The organism is Geobacillus sp. PK12 (assembly GCF_004123125.1).
Lineage (GTDB): Bacteria > Bacillota > Bacilli > Bacillales > Anoxybacillaceae > Geobacillus > Geobacillus zalihae.
Genome location: NZ_SDKL01000002.1, coordinates 97,113 through 113,391, shown reverse-complemented (window position 1 = coordinate 113,391; position 16,279 = coordinate 97,113). Strand labels below are relative to the sequence as shown.

16 protein-coding genes and 1 pseudogene are annotated in these 16,279 nt (G+C 54.5%); 9 read left to right on the top strand and 8 right to left on the bottom strand.

Annotation, left to right across the window (positions count from 1 at the left end; translation table 11 throughout):
• Positions 1–234: 234 nt before the first annotated feature.
• Positions 235–783, top strand: a complete 549-nt coding sequence (locus tag ETR37_RS00980; RefSeq protein WP_013146192.1) for a DUF2777 domain-containing protein — start codon at positions 235–237, stop codon at positions 781–783.
• Between the two features lie 153 nt (positions 784–936).
• Here the strand turns inward: ETR37_RS00980 and ETR37_RS00975 are convergent, their stop codons facing one another.
• From ETR37_RS00975 to ETR37_RS00965, 3 genes are all read right to left on the bottom strand, one after another.
• Positions 937–3,780: an EAL domain-containing protein gene (locus tag ETR37_RS00975; protein ID WP_129446785.1), complete on the bottom strand. Its 2,844-nt coding sequence runs from the start codon at positions 3,778–3,780 to the stop codon at positions 937–939.
• A gap of 123 nt (positions 3,781–3,903) precedes the next feature.
• Positions 3,904–4,257: a YisL family protein gene (locus ETR37_RS00970; protein WP_041470644.1), complete on the bottom strand. Its 354-nt coding sequence runs from the start codon at positions 4,255–4,257 to the stop codon at positions 3,904–3,906.
• Positions 4,258–4,402: 145 nt separating this feature from the next.
• Positions 4,403–5,305 carry a fumarylacetoacetate hydrolase family protein gene (locus ETR37_RS00965; RefSeq protein WP_129446784.1) on the bottom strand — a complete coding sequence of 301 codons (903 nt, stop codon included), beginning with the start codon at positions 5,303–5,305 and terminating at the stop codon, positions 4,403–4,405.
• Between the two features lie 313 nt (positions 5,306–5,618).
• Between ETR37_RS00965 and ETR37_RS00960 the strand changes: the two genes are divergently transcribed.
• Complete coding sequence (locus ETR37_RS00960; RefSeq protein ID WP_025038859.1) at positions 5,619–5,789, top strand: aspartyl-phosphate phosphatase Spo0E family protein; 171 nt, start codon at positions 5,619–5,621, stop codon at positions 5,787–5,789.
• 10 nt (positions 5,790–5,799) lie between these two features.
• Here the strand turns inward: ETR37_RS00960 and ETR37_RS00955 are convergent, their stop codons facing one another.
• The 3 genes and pseudogenes from ETR37_RS00955 to ETR37_RS00945 form a co-directional block, all read right to left on the bottom strand.
• On the bottom strand, positions 5,800–6,966 hold the full coding sequence (locus tag ETR37_RS00955; RefSeq protein WP_020755039.1) for a DUF418 domain-containing protein: 1,167 nt from the start codon (positions 6,964–6,966) through the stop codon (positions 5,800–5,802).
• A 137-nt stretch (positions 6,967–7,103) separates the two neighbouring features.
• Positions 7,104–8,701, bottom strand: a pseudogene (locus ETR37_RS00950) (fatty acid--CoA ligase).
• Positions 8,702–8,913: 212 nt separating this feature from the next.
• Positions 8,914–9,138 (bottom strand): spore germination protein, encoded by a 225-nt coding sequence (locus ETR37_RS00945; protein WP_013146199.1) that lies wholly within the window; start codon positions 9,136–9,138, stop codon positions 8,914–8,916.
• A gap of 150 nt (positions 9,139–9,288) precedes the next feature.
• Here ETR37_RS00945 and ETR37_RS00940 point away from each other — a divergent pair, with 150 nt between their 5' ends.
• The 7 genes from ETR37_RS00940 to ETR37_RS00910 all read left to right on the top strand — a co-directional run bounded on the left by ETR37_RS00940 (position 9,289) and on the right by ETR37_RS00910 (position 11,523).
• The gene (locus tag ETR37_RS00940; RefSeq protein ID WP_013523084.1) at positions 9,289–9,513 is read left to right on the top strand and encodes a spore germination protein; all 225 of its coding nucleotides are present in this window, start codon (positions 9,289–9,291) and stop codon (positions 9,511–9,513) included.
• A gap of 70 nt (positions 9,514–9,583) precedes the next feature.
• Complete coding sequence (locus ETR37_RS00935; protein ID WP_011230193.1) at positions 9,584–9,805, top strand: spore germination protein; 222 nt, start codon at positions 9,584–9,586, stop codon at positions 9,803–9,805.
• A gap of 15 nt (positions 9,806–9,820) precedes the next feature.
• The gene (locus ETR37_RS00930) at positions 9,821–10,033 is read left to right on the top strand and encodes a spore germination protein GerPB (protein WP_011230192.1); all 213 of its coding nucleotides are present in this window, start codon (positions 9,821–9,823) and stop codon (positions 10,031–10,033) included.
• A gap of 83 nt (positions 10,034–10,116) precedes the next feature.
• The gene (gene gerPC / locus ETR37_RS00925; protein ID WP_011230191.1) at positions 10,117–10,713 is read left to right on the top strand and encodes a spore germination protein GerPC; all 597 of its coding nucleotides are present in this window, start codon (positions 10,117–10,119) and stop codon (positions 10,711–10,713) included.
• 2 nt (positions 10,714–10,715) lie between these two features.
• Positions 10,716–10,907 (top strand): hypothetical protein, encoded by a 192-nt coding sequence (locus ETR37_RS00920; RefSeq protein WP_013146202.1) that lies wholly within the window; start codon positions 10,716–10,718, stop codon positions 10,905–10,907.
• Positions 10,904–11,302: a spore germination protein GerPE gene (locus ETR37_RS00915; protein ID WP_063192134.1), complete on the top strand. Its 399-nt coding sequence runs from the start codon at positions 10,904–10,906 to the stop codon at positions 11,300–11,302. Before ETR37_RS00920 ends, ETR37_RS00915 begins: the two co-directional genes overlap by 4 nt.
• The gene (locus ETR37_RS00910; protein WP_011230188.1) at positions 11,302–11,523 is read left to right on the top strand and encodes a spore germination protein; all 222 of its coding nucleotides are present in this window, start codon (positions 11,302–11,304) and stop codon (positions 11,521–11,523) included. Before ETR37_RS00915 ends, ETR37_RS00910 begins: the two co-directional genes overlap by 1 nt.
• Positions 11,524–11,755: 232 nt before the next feature.
• Here ETR37_RS00910 and ETR37_RS00905 read toward each other — a convergent pair whose 3' ends face one another.
• Together ETR37_RS00905 and ETR37_RS00900 are read right to left on the bottom strand one after the other, a co-directional pair.
• Positions 11,756–15,100 carry an SbcC/MukB-like Walker B domain-containing protein gene (locus ETR37_RS00905; RefSeq protein WP_129446783.1) on the bottom strand — a complete coding sequence of 1,115 codons (3,345 nt, stop codon included), beginning with the start codon at positions 15,098–15,100 and terminating at the stop codon, positions 11,756–11,758.
• Positions 15,097–16,275 (bottom strand): exonuclease SbcCD subunit D, encoded by a 1,179-nt coding sequence (locus tag ETR37_RS00900; protein WP_011230186.1) that lies wholly within the window; start codon positions 16,273–16,275, stop codon positions 15,097–15,099. Before ETR37_RS00900 ends, ETR37_RS00905 begins: the two co-directional genes overlap by 4 nt.
• Between the last annotated feature and the right edge of the window lie 4 nt (positions 16,276–16,279).

The window sequence follows — 16,279 nt, the reverse complement described above, 5'->3', positions numbered from 1 at the left end:
ATCCTTTCTTTTATCAAAGATGGCAAGTTCTCACCCGTTTCCATCATTTCATCCGTTCTTTTTTCACGATCGTTTCCAGCGATCGCCCCTTTGATTCACGATGGTTCTCCACGTCGGCATGATTCCATTTTATGCACCCCCCGTCATTTCGATGAATTGTCCGACGTCGGTCGTCGCATGAATAAATCAGCAAAAAAATGGAAAAACAGAGGAGTACAAGGAGGATGAGAGACATTGAACATCGAGGAACGACTGCAATGCATTGTGGAACAGCCGCGGGCGTATGTGTATGGAACAGTGGAGTTCGTCAACGATGAATGGATCTTCTTCGACGAAGAAGAAGAGGAAGCCTCTTTAGTAGAAGAAATTGCCGAGCAAGGCATCGAATGGTTTCACTGCGGGCATTGGCTGTCCGGGCAATGGCAGGATCAGGGCGCGGTCGCCACGGATCTTGGCGTCTTTCCCCTCGAAAACGGAGATCGCATCCGTTTCCGCAAACGGCTAACGTATGCCTATCAACAATGGCTCGCCGCGCTTTCGGATTCAACCTTTTTCCAGTTTGTTCAATGGCTGAACAGCCTCGGATTTTCGCTGTATGACTGCTTATATTGCTACAACGGCCTATTGTTTGCCAAATCGTCTGGCGTGAATTTCATCATTTACGACAACACCGAACAAATTGGCAGCATCCACCATTATTACGAGCGCGGACGGGCGTCAAGCGACCGTTTTGAAATCACATTAAACAGCGGTGAGCGAGCCATTTGCGCCCAAATCGGCTGAATCGCCTGTTGATCCTCACGTCGTCGAAGTCCAACGGCGAGCTGTCAATGTTTTTTTACCGGCCATCCTTCCGCCCGAAGCGAAGCCTAGCAGCCGTTTTGCTTCAGGCGGAGTGCCGACGGACGACAGCTGTCAACCGACGCGGGCGGGGGATCACTTTTGCTTTTCCGTCACATACCGCATCACTTCTTCAGCGAGAAGCGGCGGACAAAACACGTATCCTTGCGCATACGTGCATTGCAAATCGCGAAGCCGGTTGAGCTGTTCCGGCGTTTCCACCCCTTCGGCGATCGTCTCAAGCCCCAACCCGTGTGCCATCGTAATCATCGCCTTGACAATGGCCTCATCGGAAGCGTTGGCATGCAATTGTTCAATAAAGGCACGGTCAATTTTCAATATTGTCGCTGGCAACCGCTTTAAATAATGGAACGAGGAATATCCGCTGCCGAAATCGTCGACGGCGATGCCGACGCCAAGCTTCCTCAACTCCTCCATTGTCCGCATCGTGCTGGACAGATAACGGAGCATCGAATGTTCGGTCAATTCGAGATGCAAACAGGACGGAGACAAGCGTGACTGCTTAAGCGCTTGTTTTACATTGTCTACAAACCGCTCGTGTTGAAACTGGACAGGGGAGACGTTGACAAAAATGGCAAGTCGGTTATTTCCCGTCATTTCCTGCCATTGTTTCGTCTGTCTGCAGGCGGTTTTCAGCACCCAGCGCCCAATCTCATGAATCAACCCAGTCTCTTCCGCCAAAGGGATGAATTCATCCGGCCGCACAAGCCCAAGCTTCGGATGGCGCCAGCGAATCAGCGCCTCCGTCGCCTTCACCACACCCGTATGTACGTCGACAATTGGTTGGTAGCAAAGAAATAATTCATTCTCTTCGATCGCCCTGCGCAAATGTCCGCCCATTTCCAATCGGTGCATTGCTTCTTCGTTCATTTGCGCGCAGTAGCGCTCCACCCGGTTGCCGCCGCCTTTTTTCGCCATATTGACCGCCATATCGGCGTGCCTAAGGAGCGCATGTTCGTCCTCTCCGTCATCTGGAAACATCGCTAGACCAACGCTTGCTGTAACGAAAAATTCCTTTCCGTCGTACACAATCGGCCGCGCCACTTCGCGCACGATGCGGAGCGCCGCTTCCGTCGCCGCCTGGGCCTCTGTTTTGAGCGGAAAAAGCAAGCAAAACTTGTCGCCATGAAATCGGCCAAGCTCCGCACTAGGCGGCAAGGCGCGGCGAATGCGCTCGACAAGCTGGCGCAAAATGTCATCTCCGGCGTAATGGCCGACGCTGTCGTTAATCCATTTAAACCGGTCCAAATCGATCAAAGCAACCGCCATCTTTCGCTGCTTCTGCTTGGCTTTATCCAGCTGTTCGGAAAACAATTCCATCCACTTTGTCCGGTTGGGCAAGTTCGTATCGATGTCGTAATATGCTAAATAAGAGATTTTCTCTTCCGCCTTTTTTTGCTCGGTAATGTTGTGTCCGATTCCGTAAATGCCGACCTTTTTGCCATCCACAATGATGGGAATGTTTTTCATTTGAAACAAAAGCCGTTCTCCCGATTTCGCCGGAATTTCCAAGTTATACGTTTGGATATTCCCCTGCAGCGCTCGGTAAAAATAGCGAGTGACGCGGGGAATATCATTCGGATGAATATACTTGAGCGAATTCGTATACAAAATCTCTTCTTTCTTGTAACCGAGCACTTGCTCAAAAGCGGGGTTGACGCTTGTCAAACGGCCGTGCAAATCTGTGGAATAGACAATGTCCGTGTTATGCTCAAACAACGATTTGTAGCGTTGCTCCGACATTTGCAGGCGGACGTGCAGCCGCTCCATGTCGCGGGATGATGTTGACATGAGCTGCGCCAATGTCATCATCCCTTCTGGCGGCGATGACCACGGTGACAGTAGGCCGCTCTCCGCCGAGGCCGCTGTTTCCGCCAGCGAAATGGCCGCAAATGCGGCCGGCCGCACCGCCGTATACGCATCTTTCACCAACACCTCGACGGCCGGAAACAGCGCTGCCTGTCCAAACGCCGCAGCCACGCCGTCAAACAGCGGGCGCGTATACCCACCGAGCGCCGCACTGTAGTAAAGCAGCATTCCTTCTGCTGGTTGCTTGGCCGTTTGCATCGCCACATCACGCGCGCTCCAGTAAAGGGACGCGGCATGAATATAAGCAAATCGCACCTTTTCTCCGTTATGGACATGTCCCCTTACTGCAACCGAGCCATCCTGGTTGACAGCGACAATCGGCAGACAGACATCGCGTCCGTTCCGTTCGATAAGAAACGGAAATTCCACCCCAGAAAACGGAAGGCGTTCGACAAACTCTCTTCCTAAATACCGTTCCAAATAGCTCGACGCTTTTTGTCCGTTTAGCTCGTCAATCTGTTGATCGCGGCTTTTCGTGATGGAAAACGCCAAGCCAATCGGCTCCCATAAAAACGGTGCGGCACAGTGGCCGCGAAGCGCTGTTCCACTGAAAGAGACGGCGATTCCTCCGCGCTCAAGCCGACCGTCGGGCGAAAATAACACGCTGTCCTCGGGAAGCGCGCAGCCGATGATAACCATTCGTTCGTTTGCAAGCGGCAAATGGCGAAGCAAGGGCGGCAAAGCCGAGCGGTGATTCGTAAACAACAAAAGCAACGTCGTATCGTGACGAACGACCGCCTCCGCGATCAACGCCGCCAATCCATCCGGGCGGTCAAACTCATCAGCTGGCAGCGCCAACGACGAAACGGTTGAAGACGTCATCGACGCGACGCCAACAGCGAGATTCGCCTCCCCGGCCATTGGCAGCGGCCCTGCCATCCCAACCATATGGGCGTGCGGCCAACGACGGGCTAACGCGGCGGCCGCATGGCGCACTGCTTCCTCATCATTGCCCGCGATTTGGACAAACAACGGCTCATCCAAGGAAGAACTATGCTCCCTGAGCAAATGATCCAGCTCCTCGGCGCGGCGGCAGCAGAACCAACGCATAAACGATCATGCCCCCTCCGCTGACCAATAAGGTCAAAAAATTCAAAAAATGATATTTCTTTTACCATACCATATTTTCATCTTCAACAAAAGCGGCAACCAATAGAAGGCTGCCGCTTCGCTTTAGAATAAGTCAAAACCAAGCGGCAGCAGCAAACCAAGAAACAGCGTCACCGCAAGGGCAATGACCCATTGCGTCCATCTTGCCGCCGCGCTTTTCCCTTTTTTTTCAGCTGCTAAAACCATTTCCATCGCTCCGATCACCCACAGCCCGGCAAGCGCCTTTAGCCAATAAAGCGCAGATATCGAAGCAATGCTATGCAGCAAAAGCCCCCCCGTCGCAATCGTGAGAATGTAAAACAGCCGCAACACCATTTGCACGATCTTGGCTTTGCCCGCCCCTTGCCGCTCCATCGACACCGCAAGGAAAAACAAAACAATCGTGATGAGCCAGCTCGTAATATGGGCATGCGTCAACATCCATCCCTCCAACCATTCCTTGTTCCTTCCCATCATAGCACGGCGGGCTTACGGTTGACAAACTTCACGAAAACGAAAGACGCCCTTTCTTTTCAAGAGGACGCCTTTTGAGCATCAATGGGAGCTTCCTCACTTTCGCCGTTTACTCTCCCACTTTGTTGCGCAACATGCCGATGCCTTCCACCGTCACCTCAATGACATCACCCGTCTGCAAAAAACGCGGCGGGTTCATCCCTTTGCCGACTCCAGCCGGAGTTCCTGTCGCAATGATGTCGCCCGGCTCAAGCGTAATGCCTTTGGAGATCGTCTCGATGATCGATTCAATGGAAAAAATCAACTGTTTCGTGCTCGCGCGCTGGCGCACTTCCCCGTTCACCCGCGTTTCAATGCGCAAGTCATTAGGATTCGGGACAAAACGGCGCGGCACAATCCATGGCCCCATCGGGCAAAATGTATCCAAGCTTTTGCCGAGAAAATATTGTTGGTGCCGCTCCTGCAAATCTCTTGCTGTCACATCGTTGATGATCGTGTATCCAAATACGTAATCAAGCGCGTCTTCGCGGCGGATCGCCCGCCCTTGTTTGCCAATGACCACCGCCAGCTCCCCTTCATAGTCCATTTCATCCGTGACATCGGCATGGCGCAAAATCGTTTCCTCATGACCGATGACCGTTGTCGACGCTTTCGTGAAGACGATCAAATGCTCCGGCACATCGGCGCCGCCGAGCTCCAGCGCGTGATCAACATAGTTTTTTCCAATGCAAAAAATGTTTTTCGCCGGCCGTGGGATCGGGGCCAAAAGACGGACATCGTTGAGGCGATAAACGTACTCCCGCGTCGGATGGCCTAGCGCCCAGTCAATCACTTTTTGCGCCCGTACGAGAAACTCCTCCCCTTGGGCAATCGCTTCAACCATCGTCGTCGGCATCGTCTCCGTTCCATCCATCGCCCGTTCGGCGCGGCGCAAATGAACCGCCCGGTCGTCTCCTTGCGGCACGGCTCCAACAAACGTTTCTCCATCGAAAAGTGCGGTGATCAGTTTCATCGTGCCTCTCTCCCTTTCTTTGTTATGCAGCGGACGCTTCGTGAACTCTTCTCTTCCACCCGTCTTCGCCATTTTGGCGCGTTGAGGATGGTATTCGCCATCGAGGCGAAAAAGTCCTGCTTTTGTAGAATTTTGTCTAAATTAGGAAATTTATCACTTATTTTCCCGAATCGCTTCCTTTTTTCGTCGTGATATGTATAATAATGTTTAGTTTCCACTAGGGCGTCGATTGCGACTTTCGTCATGCAACAAACGTCTTGCATCGACGCGGCATGCCTCAACCAACATTTCAAACGAATTGATGGTGAAGGAAATGGTTCTGTTGCAAATTGAAGAAAAACGACAACAAATGATCGAATTGGCGCTCACGTATGGGTTCACGGCCAAAGAGACGATCGAATGCAGCCAAGAGCTTGACCAATTGATCAATCAATATTTGCAGCAAACAAGGATGTTGGAATCGCCTTCCCCGTCCGTTCAGTAAGCGGGGGTTTTTATTGCCCCGGCCGGCGGCGAAACGGCGGCCGCGTTCCGTATGTTCCCCACCTCCACATCCACTCAATCGGGCCATAATGAAAACGCGCAAACCAAAAGCGGCTTATCCACACTTGAGTTGCATACAAGGCAAACGCAATCAACATCTCCTGCCATGCGCTTGTGCGTCCATACCACCCAAGCCCATAACCATAAAACAGCGACGTGCAAACGAGCGATTGCGCGAGGTAATGGGTGAGCGACATTTTCCCGACGTCTTGCCACCACCGCCAAGCGCGCTGCCAACTTGGTTTCCGGCAGACAAACACGGCAGCCGCCGCGTAAAACACCGCCAAAGCGGCGCCTCCGAAGCTGTCTTGGATGTACATGGTCAAGTCGTTGGCCGCAGCCCAATACGGAATGGTTTTCAGTGCTAAACCAAAACATAGCGCCCACCTCATCAGGCGGCGCAGCTTCGCAGGCGAGTGACGGTCGGCTTCAAGCCAACGTTGGTCGGCGGCATAGCCGCCAAGCAAACAAAACGGCAGCACGGTCAACACCGTAAGCAAAAGCCCTCCATCGCCGTTGATATACATCCAGTCGTTCCACCGTTGCCAAAACACGTCACGAAACGTTCCGTTTCGATAATGGCGAACCGCCGCGGCCGCCGCGGTCTCGTGGCCGCCGGCTGTCTCCATTTCTCCGGTCAACACATTGAGAGTTAACAACAGCGCCATGAGGCCGTGAAAAAGAAAAAAGACGGCAACAGCCGCCGTCCGCCACCAACGAGGCGGGGCGGCGAAAAAGAAAAGCATGATGAACCCGGCGAGGGCGTAGGGGATTAAAATATCGCCAAACCAAAGGCCAAACGCATGAGCAATGCCAATCCCAAGCAAAAGAAAGAAGCGGCGCAACAGAATCGGAATCGGCCGCTCCCCGCGGCTTTGGAGCCGGCGGAACATCATCACGGCGCCAAAGCCGAATAAAAAGGCAAACAGCGGATACGCGCTCGCTTCAAACAACACATCCACGACGGCAACGAAAACTCGGTCAAAATCACTGCCCTTGACGCCGTCGTCGTATAACGCCGGCGAGGAAACATAACGCATGTTGACAAGCAAAATGCCAAGCAAAGCGAATCCACGCAGCACATCGGCCGCGGCGATTCGCTCGGGCGATCTGATCATCGCTTTCTCCCTTCTTTCTACCGCCTAGCCGTCTGCGCAATCGGCGACGCTTTACCGCCTTGCCGGCACGCCCGCCGCCTTATCCATTTCATTCGACGCGCTCTCCTCTGCCCGTCTGAAGGCGCATGCCTGTATCATCAGTTGACATAGCGGCCCGATTTTCCAATTGCATCCCAATATTGGCGGCGCAAGTGTACTTTCTGAATTTTTCCGGAGGCTGTTTTCGGCAGCTCATCGACAAACGTAACGCCTGTAATGGCTTTGAAATGAGCCAGTTTTTCCCGAGAAAAGGCGATCAGCTCTTCCTCTGTCACATTGTGCCCTGGGCGGACGACGACAAACGCATGCGGCGTTTCTCCCCATTTTTCGTGCGGCGCGGCAATGACGGCTGCCTCAAGCACAGCAGGGTGTTCATAAAGCGCACCTTCGACTTCAATCGACGAAATATTTTCCCCTCCGCTAATAATAATATCCTTTTTCCGGTCAACGATATCAATATGCCCGTATTCATCGACGGTCGCCATATCGCCGGTATACAGCCAGCCGTCGCGGATCGTTGCGGCGGTTGCTTCTTCGTTTTTCCAATATCCTTTCATGACGCCATGGCTGCGGACGATCACCTCGCCGATCGTCCGGCCATTATGAGGCACTTCGTCGCCGTTTTCATCGACCACTTTCACTTCACAGCCGATCATCGGATAGCCGGCTTTTGCCTTGATCCGCTGCTTTTGCTCCACAGGCAGTCCGTCAAGCTGCGGACGAATGAGCGAAATCGTGCTGAGCGGAGATGATTCGGTCATGCCGTACACCTGGATAAACTCCCAGCCGAGCTTTTCCTCAACGCGTGCGACAAATGCCGGCGGCGGCGCAGAACCGGCGATGACGACCCGCACGCCTTCCGGGACATCTGGTTGATATTGCTCATAATATTGCAGCAACATATTGAGCACAGTCGGAGCCATATGCATAACCGTCACCTGATGTTCCTTGACAAGATCAAAAATGACTTTCGGATCGACTTTACGCAAACCGATTTGCGTTGCCCCGTTGGCGGTGTAATAAAACGGAGCCCCCCAGCCGTTGACGTAGAACATCGGCAACACATGCAAATACGTATCGCGGTCGGACACACGCAAATGGTGCATCGTCACAAGCGCATGCAAATAGTTGTTCCGATGCGTCAGCATGACTCCTTTTGGGTTGCCTGTCGTCCCGCTTGTATATAGCAAGCTGCATATATCATTCTCATCGATCATCGGGCGCGGAACCGGCGCTGACGACTGGGCGGCGAGCCATTCATCGTAAGCGGTTTCATCAATCGCCGCCTCTGTTTTATGGTGGACAATGATCTCCTCGACCGTTTCAAGCTTGTTTTTGACTGGTGCAATCAGCCCATACAGCTCCTGATCCACAAACAACACTTTCGTTTTTCGCTGTGATTCAAAATAAAAACGTAATCATCCGGTTTCAGCCGCGTATTCAGCGGCACCATCACCCCTCCCACTTCAAACACACCGTAAAACCCTTCGAGCATCTCGAGCGTGTTGGGCGCCAAGTACGCCACACGGTCGCCTTTGCGAACGCCAAGCCCCCGCAGCCCGTTGGCGAGTCTCGACACCCGTTCGCCAAGCTCACGATACGTCACCGTCCGCCCCGAACAAATCATGGCTGTCTTGTCCCCATAGAGAGCCACGGCGCGATCGAAAAAGTGATGGAGCACGAGCGGCGCATTCATTCTCCCATCCCCCTGTTTTATGTTTTAGAAAATTCACAATTGTATTATATAACAAAGATGGCATAAAGAAAAAGAGGGCCATCCCAAAAGTCGTAAAATGACTTTTGAAGCCAGCCCTCTTTCTTGGCTAGTCCGCTCCATTGCGCCAAAAAAGAACCCAGTTTCTTCTTTTTTCCCAAAAACGAATGCTAGGCGAATCGTCTCGACAACCGCTAGTTATTTCCTTTCACCCCGGCGTCGGAGACGTCCGGATCGACCGTATTCGTGACGCTGCAAAACGTATTCGTTTGCAAGAAATCGCCAGTATTGCCGCCGCCGGCACCTGAGTTTGACTTCGTGGTGCTTTTCGGAGCGATTTGCAGCACATCGCCCATGTTGACAGTGCCATTGCCGCTTACGTTCGTCACTTTGAGCCCACCAATGACGATTGCTGGCATCCCCTTTCCCCTTCCTTTCTGCCCGTTCCCTTTCTTTATCATACGCGGGAGCTGCTTTCCTCAATTGGACTCTCGCCCCGCATTGAACCGTTTTTTCTCCGTTTTCATACAATAACGATAGCGACACGACGAAAAAGGAGGGGGCTCTTCATGCCTTCATTTATCAGCGGTCCAATTAAAATCACCCATGTCAGCGGCGACGGCACGGTGAATTTCGGCGACGTCTTGCAAATCACACCAAAGAGCACGTTGAAATCCAATACCGGCTCAGGCGGCGGCAACAACGGGGACTTCCTGCAGACGAATACGTTCGTCAGCTTTACAAACAACGGCGATCCGGATGTGTTCGACTCAAATAATGCCGCCAACAATTAAAGCGAACGTTTCGCAGCTTGCGCCCATACACTAGTATCAACGAAGAAAACATGGAAGGGAGCATGCCCACATGCCGGCTTTTGTCGGAGTCGTCAAACTGAACAGCATCGGAAGCAGCGGCGTGTTCCATATTGGCGATGTGTTTGCGATTTCCCCGCAAAGCGTGACGAAAACGTTCGCTGGCGCCGGTTCGTTTAACACCGGCGACGGGCTTCATATCTATAACTATTACAGCAATACCAATACGAATGACGCCGATGTCGCCGATGAAAATGTCGTCGGAAACGTTTGAAGGAGGAGAAGGAGGGTGCACGTTTACATCAGCCAAAGCATCTGCATCCACCAGTTGCGGATCGGCTCGGTCACCAATTCATCCGTTTTGCAAATCGGCAGCGCCGGAAGCATTCAAGCGCTCTCAACGCTTGCCAACACCGGCGGATTCACCGGTTCGGCCCCACAGGCGACCGTGCCGCCCGGTGCATCCGCTCCTCTCGTTCCTCTCCATTCAGCCACCCGCTAAATTCAGCGAAAAAAAGTGATGAGAGCGAAAGGCCGTCCATATATTGAAGTAAGAGGGCTCTTTGGAGAGGATGATGGTGCACAATGAGCATTTACGAGTATTTCGTCAAGCTGCACCGCTATTTATTATGGCAAACAAAAAAAATACGGGCTCTGGAACGCCGTCTCCACGCACTCGAAGCCCGGCTTCGGGAAATGGAGGCTCAGCCGCGCACATCGATCGAACGAATTGAATATAAATTTGACCAGCTCAAAGTGGAAACGCTCGAAGGAACGCTAAACATCGGGATCGCTCCGTCCGGAGCCGGCGGTACAATTGAAGACTTTGCCGTCGAACCGGTCAAAACCGTAATTCCAAAGCCGGAACCGGTGCTGATGCGCCCGATTCAAGAAAAAGTAGCCGCCTATCTCAACGGGGAAGCGTCGGAAACGTTAAAACGCCTTGAGCAGCAATACGGCCGCCGCCTCGACGATACGTACCGCCAGTTCATTTTGCAAGACATCGCCCGGCAAACAGACGAACGCATCCGCTTCTATTTGCAAGAGAAAGCCAACCATGGCTACGTTCCGTCCGGCGACCGCGATGAAGCAGTCGAAAATGAAATTTTTCAAAAAGTGAAAGCCGATATCGAACAATCGCTCGATGCGTTTTTGAAACATTTGCCTTCAAAGGAGGGATAGACGTGAATTATACAGTGATCAATCGTCATCTGCATGTTGGCGACATCCGCCTCGTGGCCGTCGCCAGTGCCTCGCTGTTTTTAATCGGCGACGCCGATGCGATTCACTTGTCATCCGCGTTTGACACACCACCGGAATCGCTTATCATCGGCCCGTTCGTCCCGCTCGTGCCGGCCCGAGGGGATACGCCGTGAAACGAACGTCAGTTGTGCAAACGTTCCATGCCGAAACGCTCATCATTAGCTCTGTGCTGCAAATCGGCGACTCAGAGCGAATTTCCGCCCGCACGCGCGCCTTTGCCGTTCAGCGGCAATATGAACTGTTTTTTGGCCCAGAAGGAGAACAAATATTCCCTGTTTTTGCGAAGCCGATCCCGCGCTGGACTTCTCCACCGCCGACAGCTGCACGCCAAACGCTCCATGAGTCCCCGGTCATTTCCGTTCAGTCTGTGCGCGTGCTCGCCATTTCTTCGTCCGCCATCGTCCATATCGGCTCGACCTCGACAGCGGAGGCAGAGGCAAGAATTAAACATATCCGCCAGCTGGTCGGCTCTGAGTCGAGCGCGCCAACAAGAGGGAGGGATTTATAATGCCTTCGTTTGTCGGCCCGATTAAAATCAACAACGTCAGCAGCGGAGCTGTCGTCCAAATGGGCGACTGTCTGTACATCGCGCCGAAAGTCGCCACGAAAACGCAAGCCGGATCCGGCGGGTTCAACACCGGCGATTTTGTGATGACGAACAACGCGATCAGCTTTACAAACGCGTTTGATCCGGATGTATCCGACCAAAACGTGGCCGCCAACAACTGAACGTTGCAGAAAACGAATCCCCTCACCTTTCATTTGCCAACATCAACCTTATCAGCCGAACGCTGCCGAAACCAAAAAGAGAAGGTGTCCCAAAAGGATCCGGACACCTTTGCTTATTTACCTCTATATCTAAAAAACCATACATTGTGCTTGATCGAAAGGAAACCAACCTTTTGCGACCGCCTCTCTCCATTATTCCCCTAAAGCCCGTTCAGCTCAACGGGCGAGCCATTCACATCATTTCCAGCCAGACACGCGTGCCGCGTCCGGACGGTTCAGCCGGTTCGACGATGAGCCGTCGCGGCAGACGGTGGCGAATTTCTTGTACATGACTGATGACGCCGACCGCCAGCCGCTCGGTATGCAGCTTTTCCAAGGCGGAAATGACCGTCTCAAGCAGCTCAGCATCGAGGGTGCCAAACCCTTCGTCCAAGAAGAAAAAGCGGAGCGGATACTCGCCGCGCAGCTGAATTTGCGCCGATAACGCCAACGCCAACGACAGTGACGTCAAAAATGTCTCCCCACCCGAGAGCGTCGATACCGGCCGTCTGACGCCGCCATTGGCATCATCACGGATCAGAAACCCGCCTTGCGAATCCAATTCGAGCGAATACCGGTGCCGTGTCAGCCGCTGCAGCCGTTCCGAAGCCATGGCGGTGACTTGCTCGAGCTGCTCTTCAGCCATAAATTCGACAAAGCTGTTGCCGCGAAGCAGCGCCTGCAGCTGTTTATACCGCTCGATGCGCCGGCTGAGCTCCGTCTGCTTCTCCTCCAGTTCAACAAAGCGGCTATGTTTTTTTCTCAACTCTTCCACCTTCGCTTGAGCCGCCCCAAGCTGCTGCGTCATCGCCTCCACTTGCCCCTTCAACTCGGCGTATACACGCTGCATCGTCTCCCATTGTTCAGCGCTCACCGTCGCCCCCCCGATGGCGGCGGCCAGCTGGGCGAGGCGATGTTCGGCTTGCCCGATTTGGCGCCAATAGCGGCGGATTGCCTCATCCCATTCATCTCGCTGCGCTTTTTCCGCCTTTGCTTGCTTGACTTGTTCGGCATCGGCAAACATGGTGTCCAAAAGCGCGCCGCGCCAGCGAGCGAGCGCCTCTTCTTCGCGGCGGACGCCTTCTTCCCACGCCTGCTTGGCTGCTTTTGTTTCGCTTTCAAGCATTTGATATTCCCGCTGGGCTCGCTGCCAGGCCTCATACGCCTGTTGCTCGCCGTTTTGCAGCTGGCGCCATTCGTCCTCCGCCTTCTGAAGCTGCACGGCCGCAGGACCTTCCCCCGCCTTCTCGCCCCGTTGCCGCTCATATTCGTTCCATTGCTGCTGTTTGGCACTAATCAGCGAGTCAAGACGCACCCGCTCCGTCTCAAGCCGGCTCCGCTCTTTGGCCGCTTCCTCTTTCGCCCGCTGTTTTTCCTCTAAAAACAGCACGCTGTCCTCCAGCCGTTTTTGCACGTCGCGCCGCACGTTTTCCAGTTCACACAGCTGTTCATACACCGTATCGATCGTCTCAAGCGAATGGAAAGGATACATCTGCCGCCATTGCTGTTCAAGTTGCCGCCGCTCTTCCTCCAGCCGCTGCTTTTCAACTTGCAGCGCTTCGATGTCCGCCGCTATCCATTGGCACGCTTTCTCCGCTTCGCGCCGCGCTGACTCGGCTTCATTCCATTGGGCAAGCACCCGGTAGGCCGCTTCTTTCAATTCAATGACATCTTGCGCAAGCGCCCGCACTTCCACAGTGAGGTCGACGACCTCCTCCACCGATCGGCTTTCGGCAAACACAGGCGGCGCTTCATGGCCTGCCGCCAGCTCGGCAAGCTGCTCGAGCTGCGCCTTGAACGAAATGATCATTTGCCAATCTTGTTCATACCGCTGCCGCTCTGCCTCAAGCTCGGACAGACGCTCAAGTTGGACATCGTGCGGTGCGGCGGCCGGATGCGGATGCTCGCGCGATCCGCACACTGGACACGGCTCGCCGGGACGGAGCCGCTCAGCCAAGGCGGAGGCGAGTTGCGCCGTCCGCGCTTCTTCGGCTCGCTGTCGCTCCGCCTCCATGGTTTTCTGCAACGTATACAATTGTTTTTCAGCGTCCTGCTGCCGCCAGCAGACGAAACGATACGTCCGCTCCACACGCCGGAACAGCTCTTGAAGCCGGGAGCCGACAGCGGCTGATCGGCGTTCCCGCTCCAACTTTTCCTCTTTCGCCCGACGCCAAACGGCCTCCTTTTGCTGAAGTTGGGCATCGACGCGAGCGATGGCTGACGCCGCTTGCTCAATATGCTGCTTCTGCCTGTACGCCCGCTCTGCCTCATCTTTTCCATCCAGCGCCTCTTCATGCTGTTTCAGTTCTTCTTTCAACTCCCGCTGCCGCTTCGCGCCGCGCTCATACCAGACCGACGCCTCTTCAAACCGGCGTGCAGCTGCCTTCTCCTGGGCAATGAGTCGCTTCCTCTCTTCACGAAGAGCTGCGAGCTCCTGTCCAAGCACTTCCATTTGCTGCTCAAGCTGCGCCGCCTGCCGCAGCCGTTCCATCTGGACGAGCAATTCCGGTTCGCGCTGCGCCTTTTCTTGGCGCGCCCGTTCATAACGCCGCGCCGCTTCTTCATAGCTCAATTGGGCTTCTTCTAACCGACGCGCCAGTCCTTCATACCGACGAAACGCCTCTGCCCGCAAGCGACATGCCTGCTCGCACTGCTCCCAATACGGCCAGATGCGCTCTGCTTGCTCGGCGCGCTCCTTTTTCGCCTCAAGCTCGCGGATGGAGGATTCATGTTGGCGCAGCGCGGCGAGCTCTTGTTCGACCGCTTCTTTTTCTTGCTGCCATGCCCATCGTTGTTTTGTTCGTTCCACATCTGCTTCGACTTCCTCAAGCTCTTTTTTTCGCTTGGCAAACAGCCCCGCGAGCTCCCGCACATCCGCCTCTGCCTGCTCGAGCGCTGCTTTTGAAGCATCGCCAAGCCCCGCTTTTTCCGCTTCGATTTTTTCCCATTCTTGCCGAGCGGCGGCAAGCCGGTCTTTCAACTTTTTATTCAACTGATCGCCATACCGCTCAAGATGGAAGAGGCGCTGCAGCATTTGCCGCCGCTCCGACCCTTTGAGCGATAAAAATTCGGCAAATTTTCCTTGCGGCAAGACGACCGCCCGGGTGAAATCCTCCATCGTCAAGCCGAGCAATTGCTCGATCGCCTTGTCCACCTCCGACAGTTTATCGGCGAGCACGACCGGCTCGGACCGATGCTCGATCAGGCGGCAAACGGCGCTGCGCGTCCGCCATTCGTCCACTTTTTTTAAGCTTCGTTCGACTGTATACCGTTTCGCTCCTGCCGCATTTTCCAGCTCAAACGTAAACGAGACAAACAACTCTTGCTCCGCGTGGTTGATGATCGCCTGCGTGCGGTTGGCCGCCCGCTCGACGCTGCCGAACAAGGCGAGCGTCATGGCGTCTAAAATCGTTGATTTGCCGCTTCCAGTCGGCCCGAAAATGCCGAACACACCGCCCTCACACAGTGCGGTGAAATCGATCGTCTGCTTTTCACGAAAGCTATGAAGCCCGGCGATCGTCAGCGAGATCGGCTTCATTCTCCCTCCCCTTCCTTCTCTTCTTCCGCCGCCAGCTCCAAAAAGAGGCGGACGAGCTCTTCATCCGGCGTTTGTCCCCCAGTCTGCCGTTCGTAAAAGCGGTGAAACATTTCTTCAAGTGAAAGCGGCTCGCGGCTCATTTCCATCATCTCTTCCACCCGATTGGGAAGCACCGGGCGAATGTGGACAAATCCGGGATGAAGCTTACGCAGCCGATCAATTTCTTCCATTGTCAACGACTCGGTCACATGAATCTCCAAATCGATCCAGCTTGATCGGTCTCTTCCTTCCTCACACCAGCGGTATACTTGAGCGAGCCCCTCTGTCGCCTTCCAACGGATGAGCGGTTTGCCGGCAACGAGCGGTATCTCCGCCACCTTGGCCGCCCCGCCTGGATGCACGTCAACGACCGTGACCGATTTGGCTTGACCGGCTTCGGAAAAGCTGTACGCCAACGGCGAGCCGGAATAGCGCGCCGCCGTCTTTGCCTGCTTGACATCCTGCGGCCGGTGCAGATGGCCAAGCGCCACATATTGCGCGGCTTTCGGCAAGCTCTCAGCCGCCACCGTATAAGCGCCGCCGACTTCAATCGGCCGCTCGGAATCGGACGTACGTCCGCCGGCAACGTAAAGATGGCTCATCGCGATATTGACGGTCTCCGCCGTGAACGAGGCGGCCATCGCCGCTAATAGGGCGCGGATGCGGTCATCGTACCGATCGCGCATCGTCGTCTCTTTACAGTCGGATGACAACAGCTCGGCGAGGCGCGATTCGGACGGATAGGCCAACGGAGCAAGCATCATCGTTTCGCCGCACGATGGAACGTCAATCCGGCAAACAGCCGCTTGCGGGCGGCCGAAAAGAAAAATGTTGTGCGCACACATCAACGTCCGGGCAGCGCTGATCCGGTCGGGGTGGTCGTGGTTGCCGCTGATGACTGCCACCGGGCGGCGTCCTTTGTCGGACAGGCGGGCGAGGCTTTCATAAAACAGTTGTTCCGCAGCCGCCGGCGGATTGACGGAGTCGAATACATCGCCGGCCACAAGGATGATGTCGATTTGTTCTTTCTTGACAATCTCCACAAGCTCATCAACAAATGCCTCTTGCTCGGCCATCCGACTCCGCCCCTCGAGCGTTCTCCCAAAATGCCAGTCCGCGGTATGCAAAATCCGCATTCTC

What these genes read in the sequence shown, in the direction of transcription:
- ETR37_RS00910 (WP_011230188.1), top strand. Translation starts at nt 11,302, where the DNA reads ATGCCTTCGTTTGTCGGCCCGATTAAAATCAACAACGTCAGCAGCGGA.
- ETR37_RS00965 (WP_129446784.1), bottom strand. Translation starts at nt 5,305, where the DNA reads ATGAAACTGATCACCGCACTTTTCGATGGAGAAACGTTTGTTGGAGCC.
- ETR37_RS00940 (WP_013523084.1), top strand. Translation starts at nt 9,289, where the DNA reads ATGCCTTCATTTATCAGCGGTCCAATTAAAATCACCCATGTCAGCGGC.
- ETR37_RS00975 (WP_129446785.1), bottom strand. Translation starts at nt 3,780, where the DNA reads ATGCGTTGGTTCTGCTGCCGCCGCGCCGAGGAGCTGGATCATTTGCTC.
- ETR37_RS00960 (WP_025038859.1), top strand. Translation starts at nt 5,619, where the DNA reads ATGGTTCTGTTGCAAATTGAAGAAAAACGACAACAAATGATCGAATTG.
- ETR37_RS00935 (WP_011230193.1), top strand. Translation starts at nt 9,584, where the DNA reads ATGCCGGCTTTTGTCGGAGTCGTCAAACTGAACAGCATCGGAAGCAGC.
- ETR37_RS00905 (WP_129446783.1), bottom strand. Translation starts at nt 15,100, where the DNA reads ATGAAGCCGATCTCGCTGACGATCGCCGGGCTTCATAGCTTTCGTGAA.
- ETR37_RS00945 (WP_013146199.1), bottom strand. Translation starts at nt 9,138, where the DNA reads ATGCCAGCAATCGTCATTGGTGGGCTCAAAGTGACGAACGTAAGCGGC.
- ETR37_RS00955 (WP_020755039.1), bottom strand. Translation starts at nt 6,966, where the DNA reads ATGATCAGATCGCCCGAGCGAATCGCCGCGGCCGATGTGCTGCGTGGA.
- gerPC (WP_011230191.1), top strand. Translation starts at nt 10,117, where the DNA reads ATGAGCATTTACGAGTATTTCGTCAAGCTGCACCGCTATTTATTATGG.
- ETR37_RS00900 (WP_011230186.1), bottom strand. Translation starts at nt 16,275, where the DNA reads ATGCGGATTTTGCATACCGCGGACTGGCATTTTGGGAGAACGCTCGAG.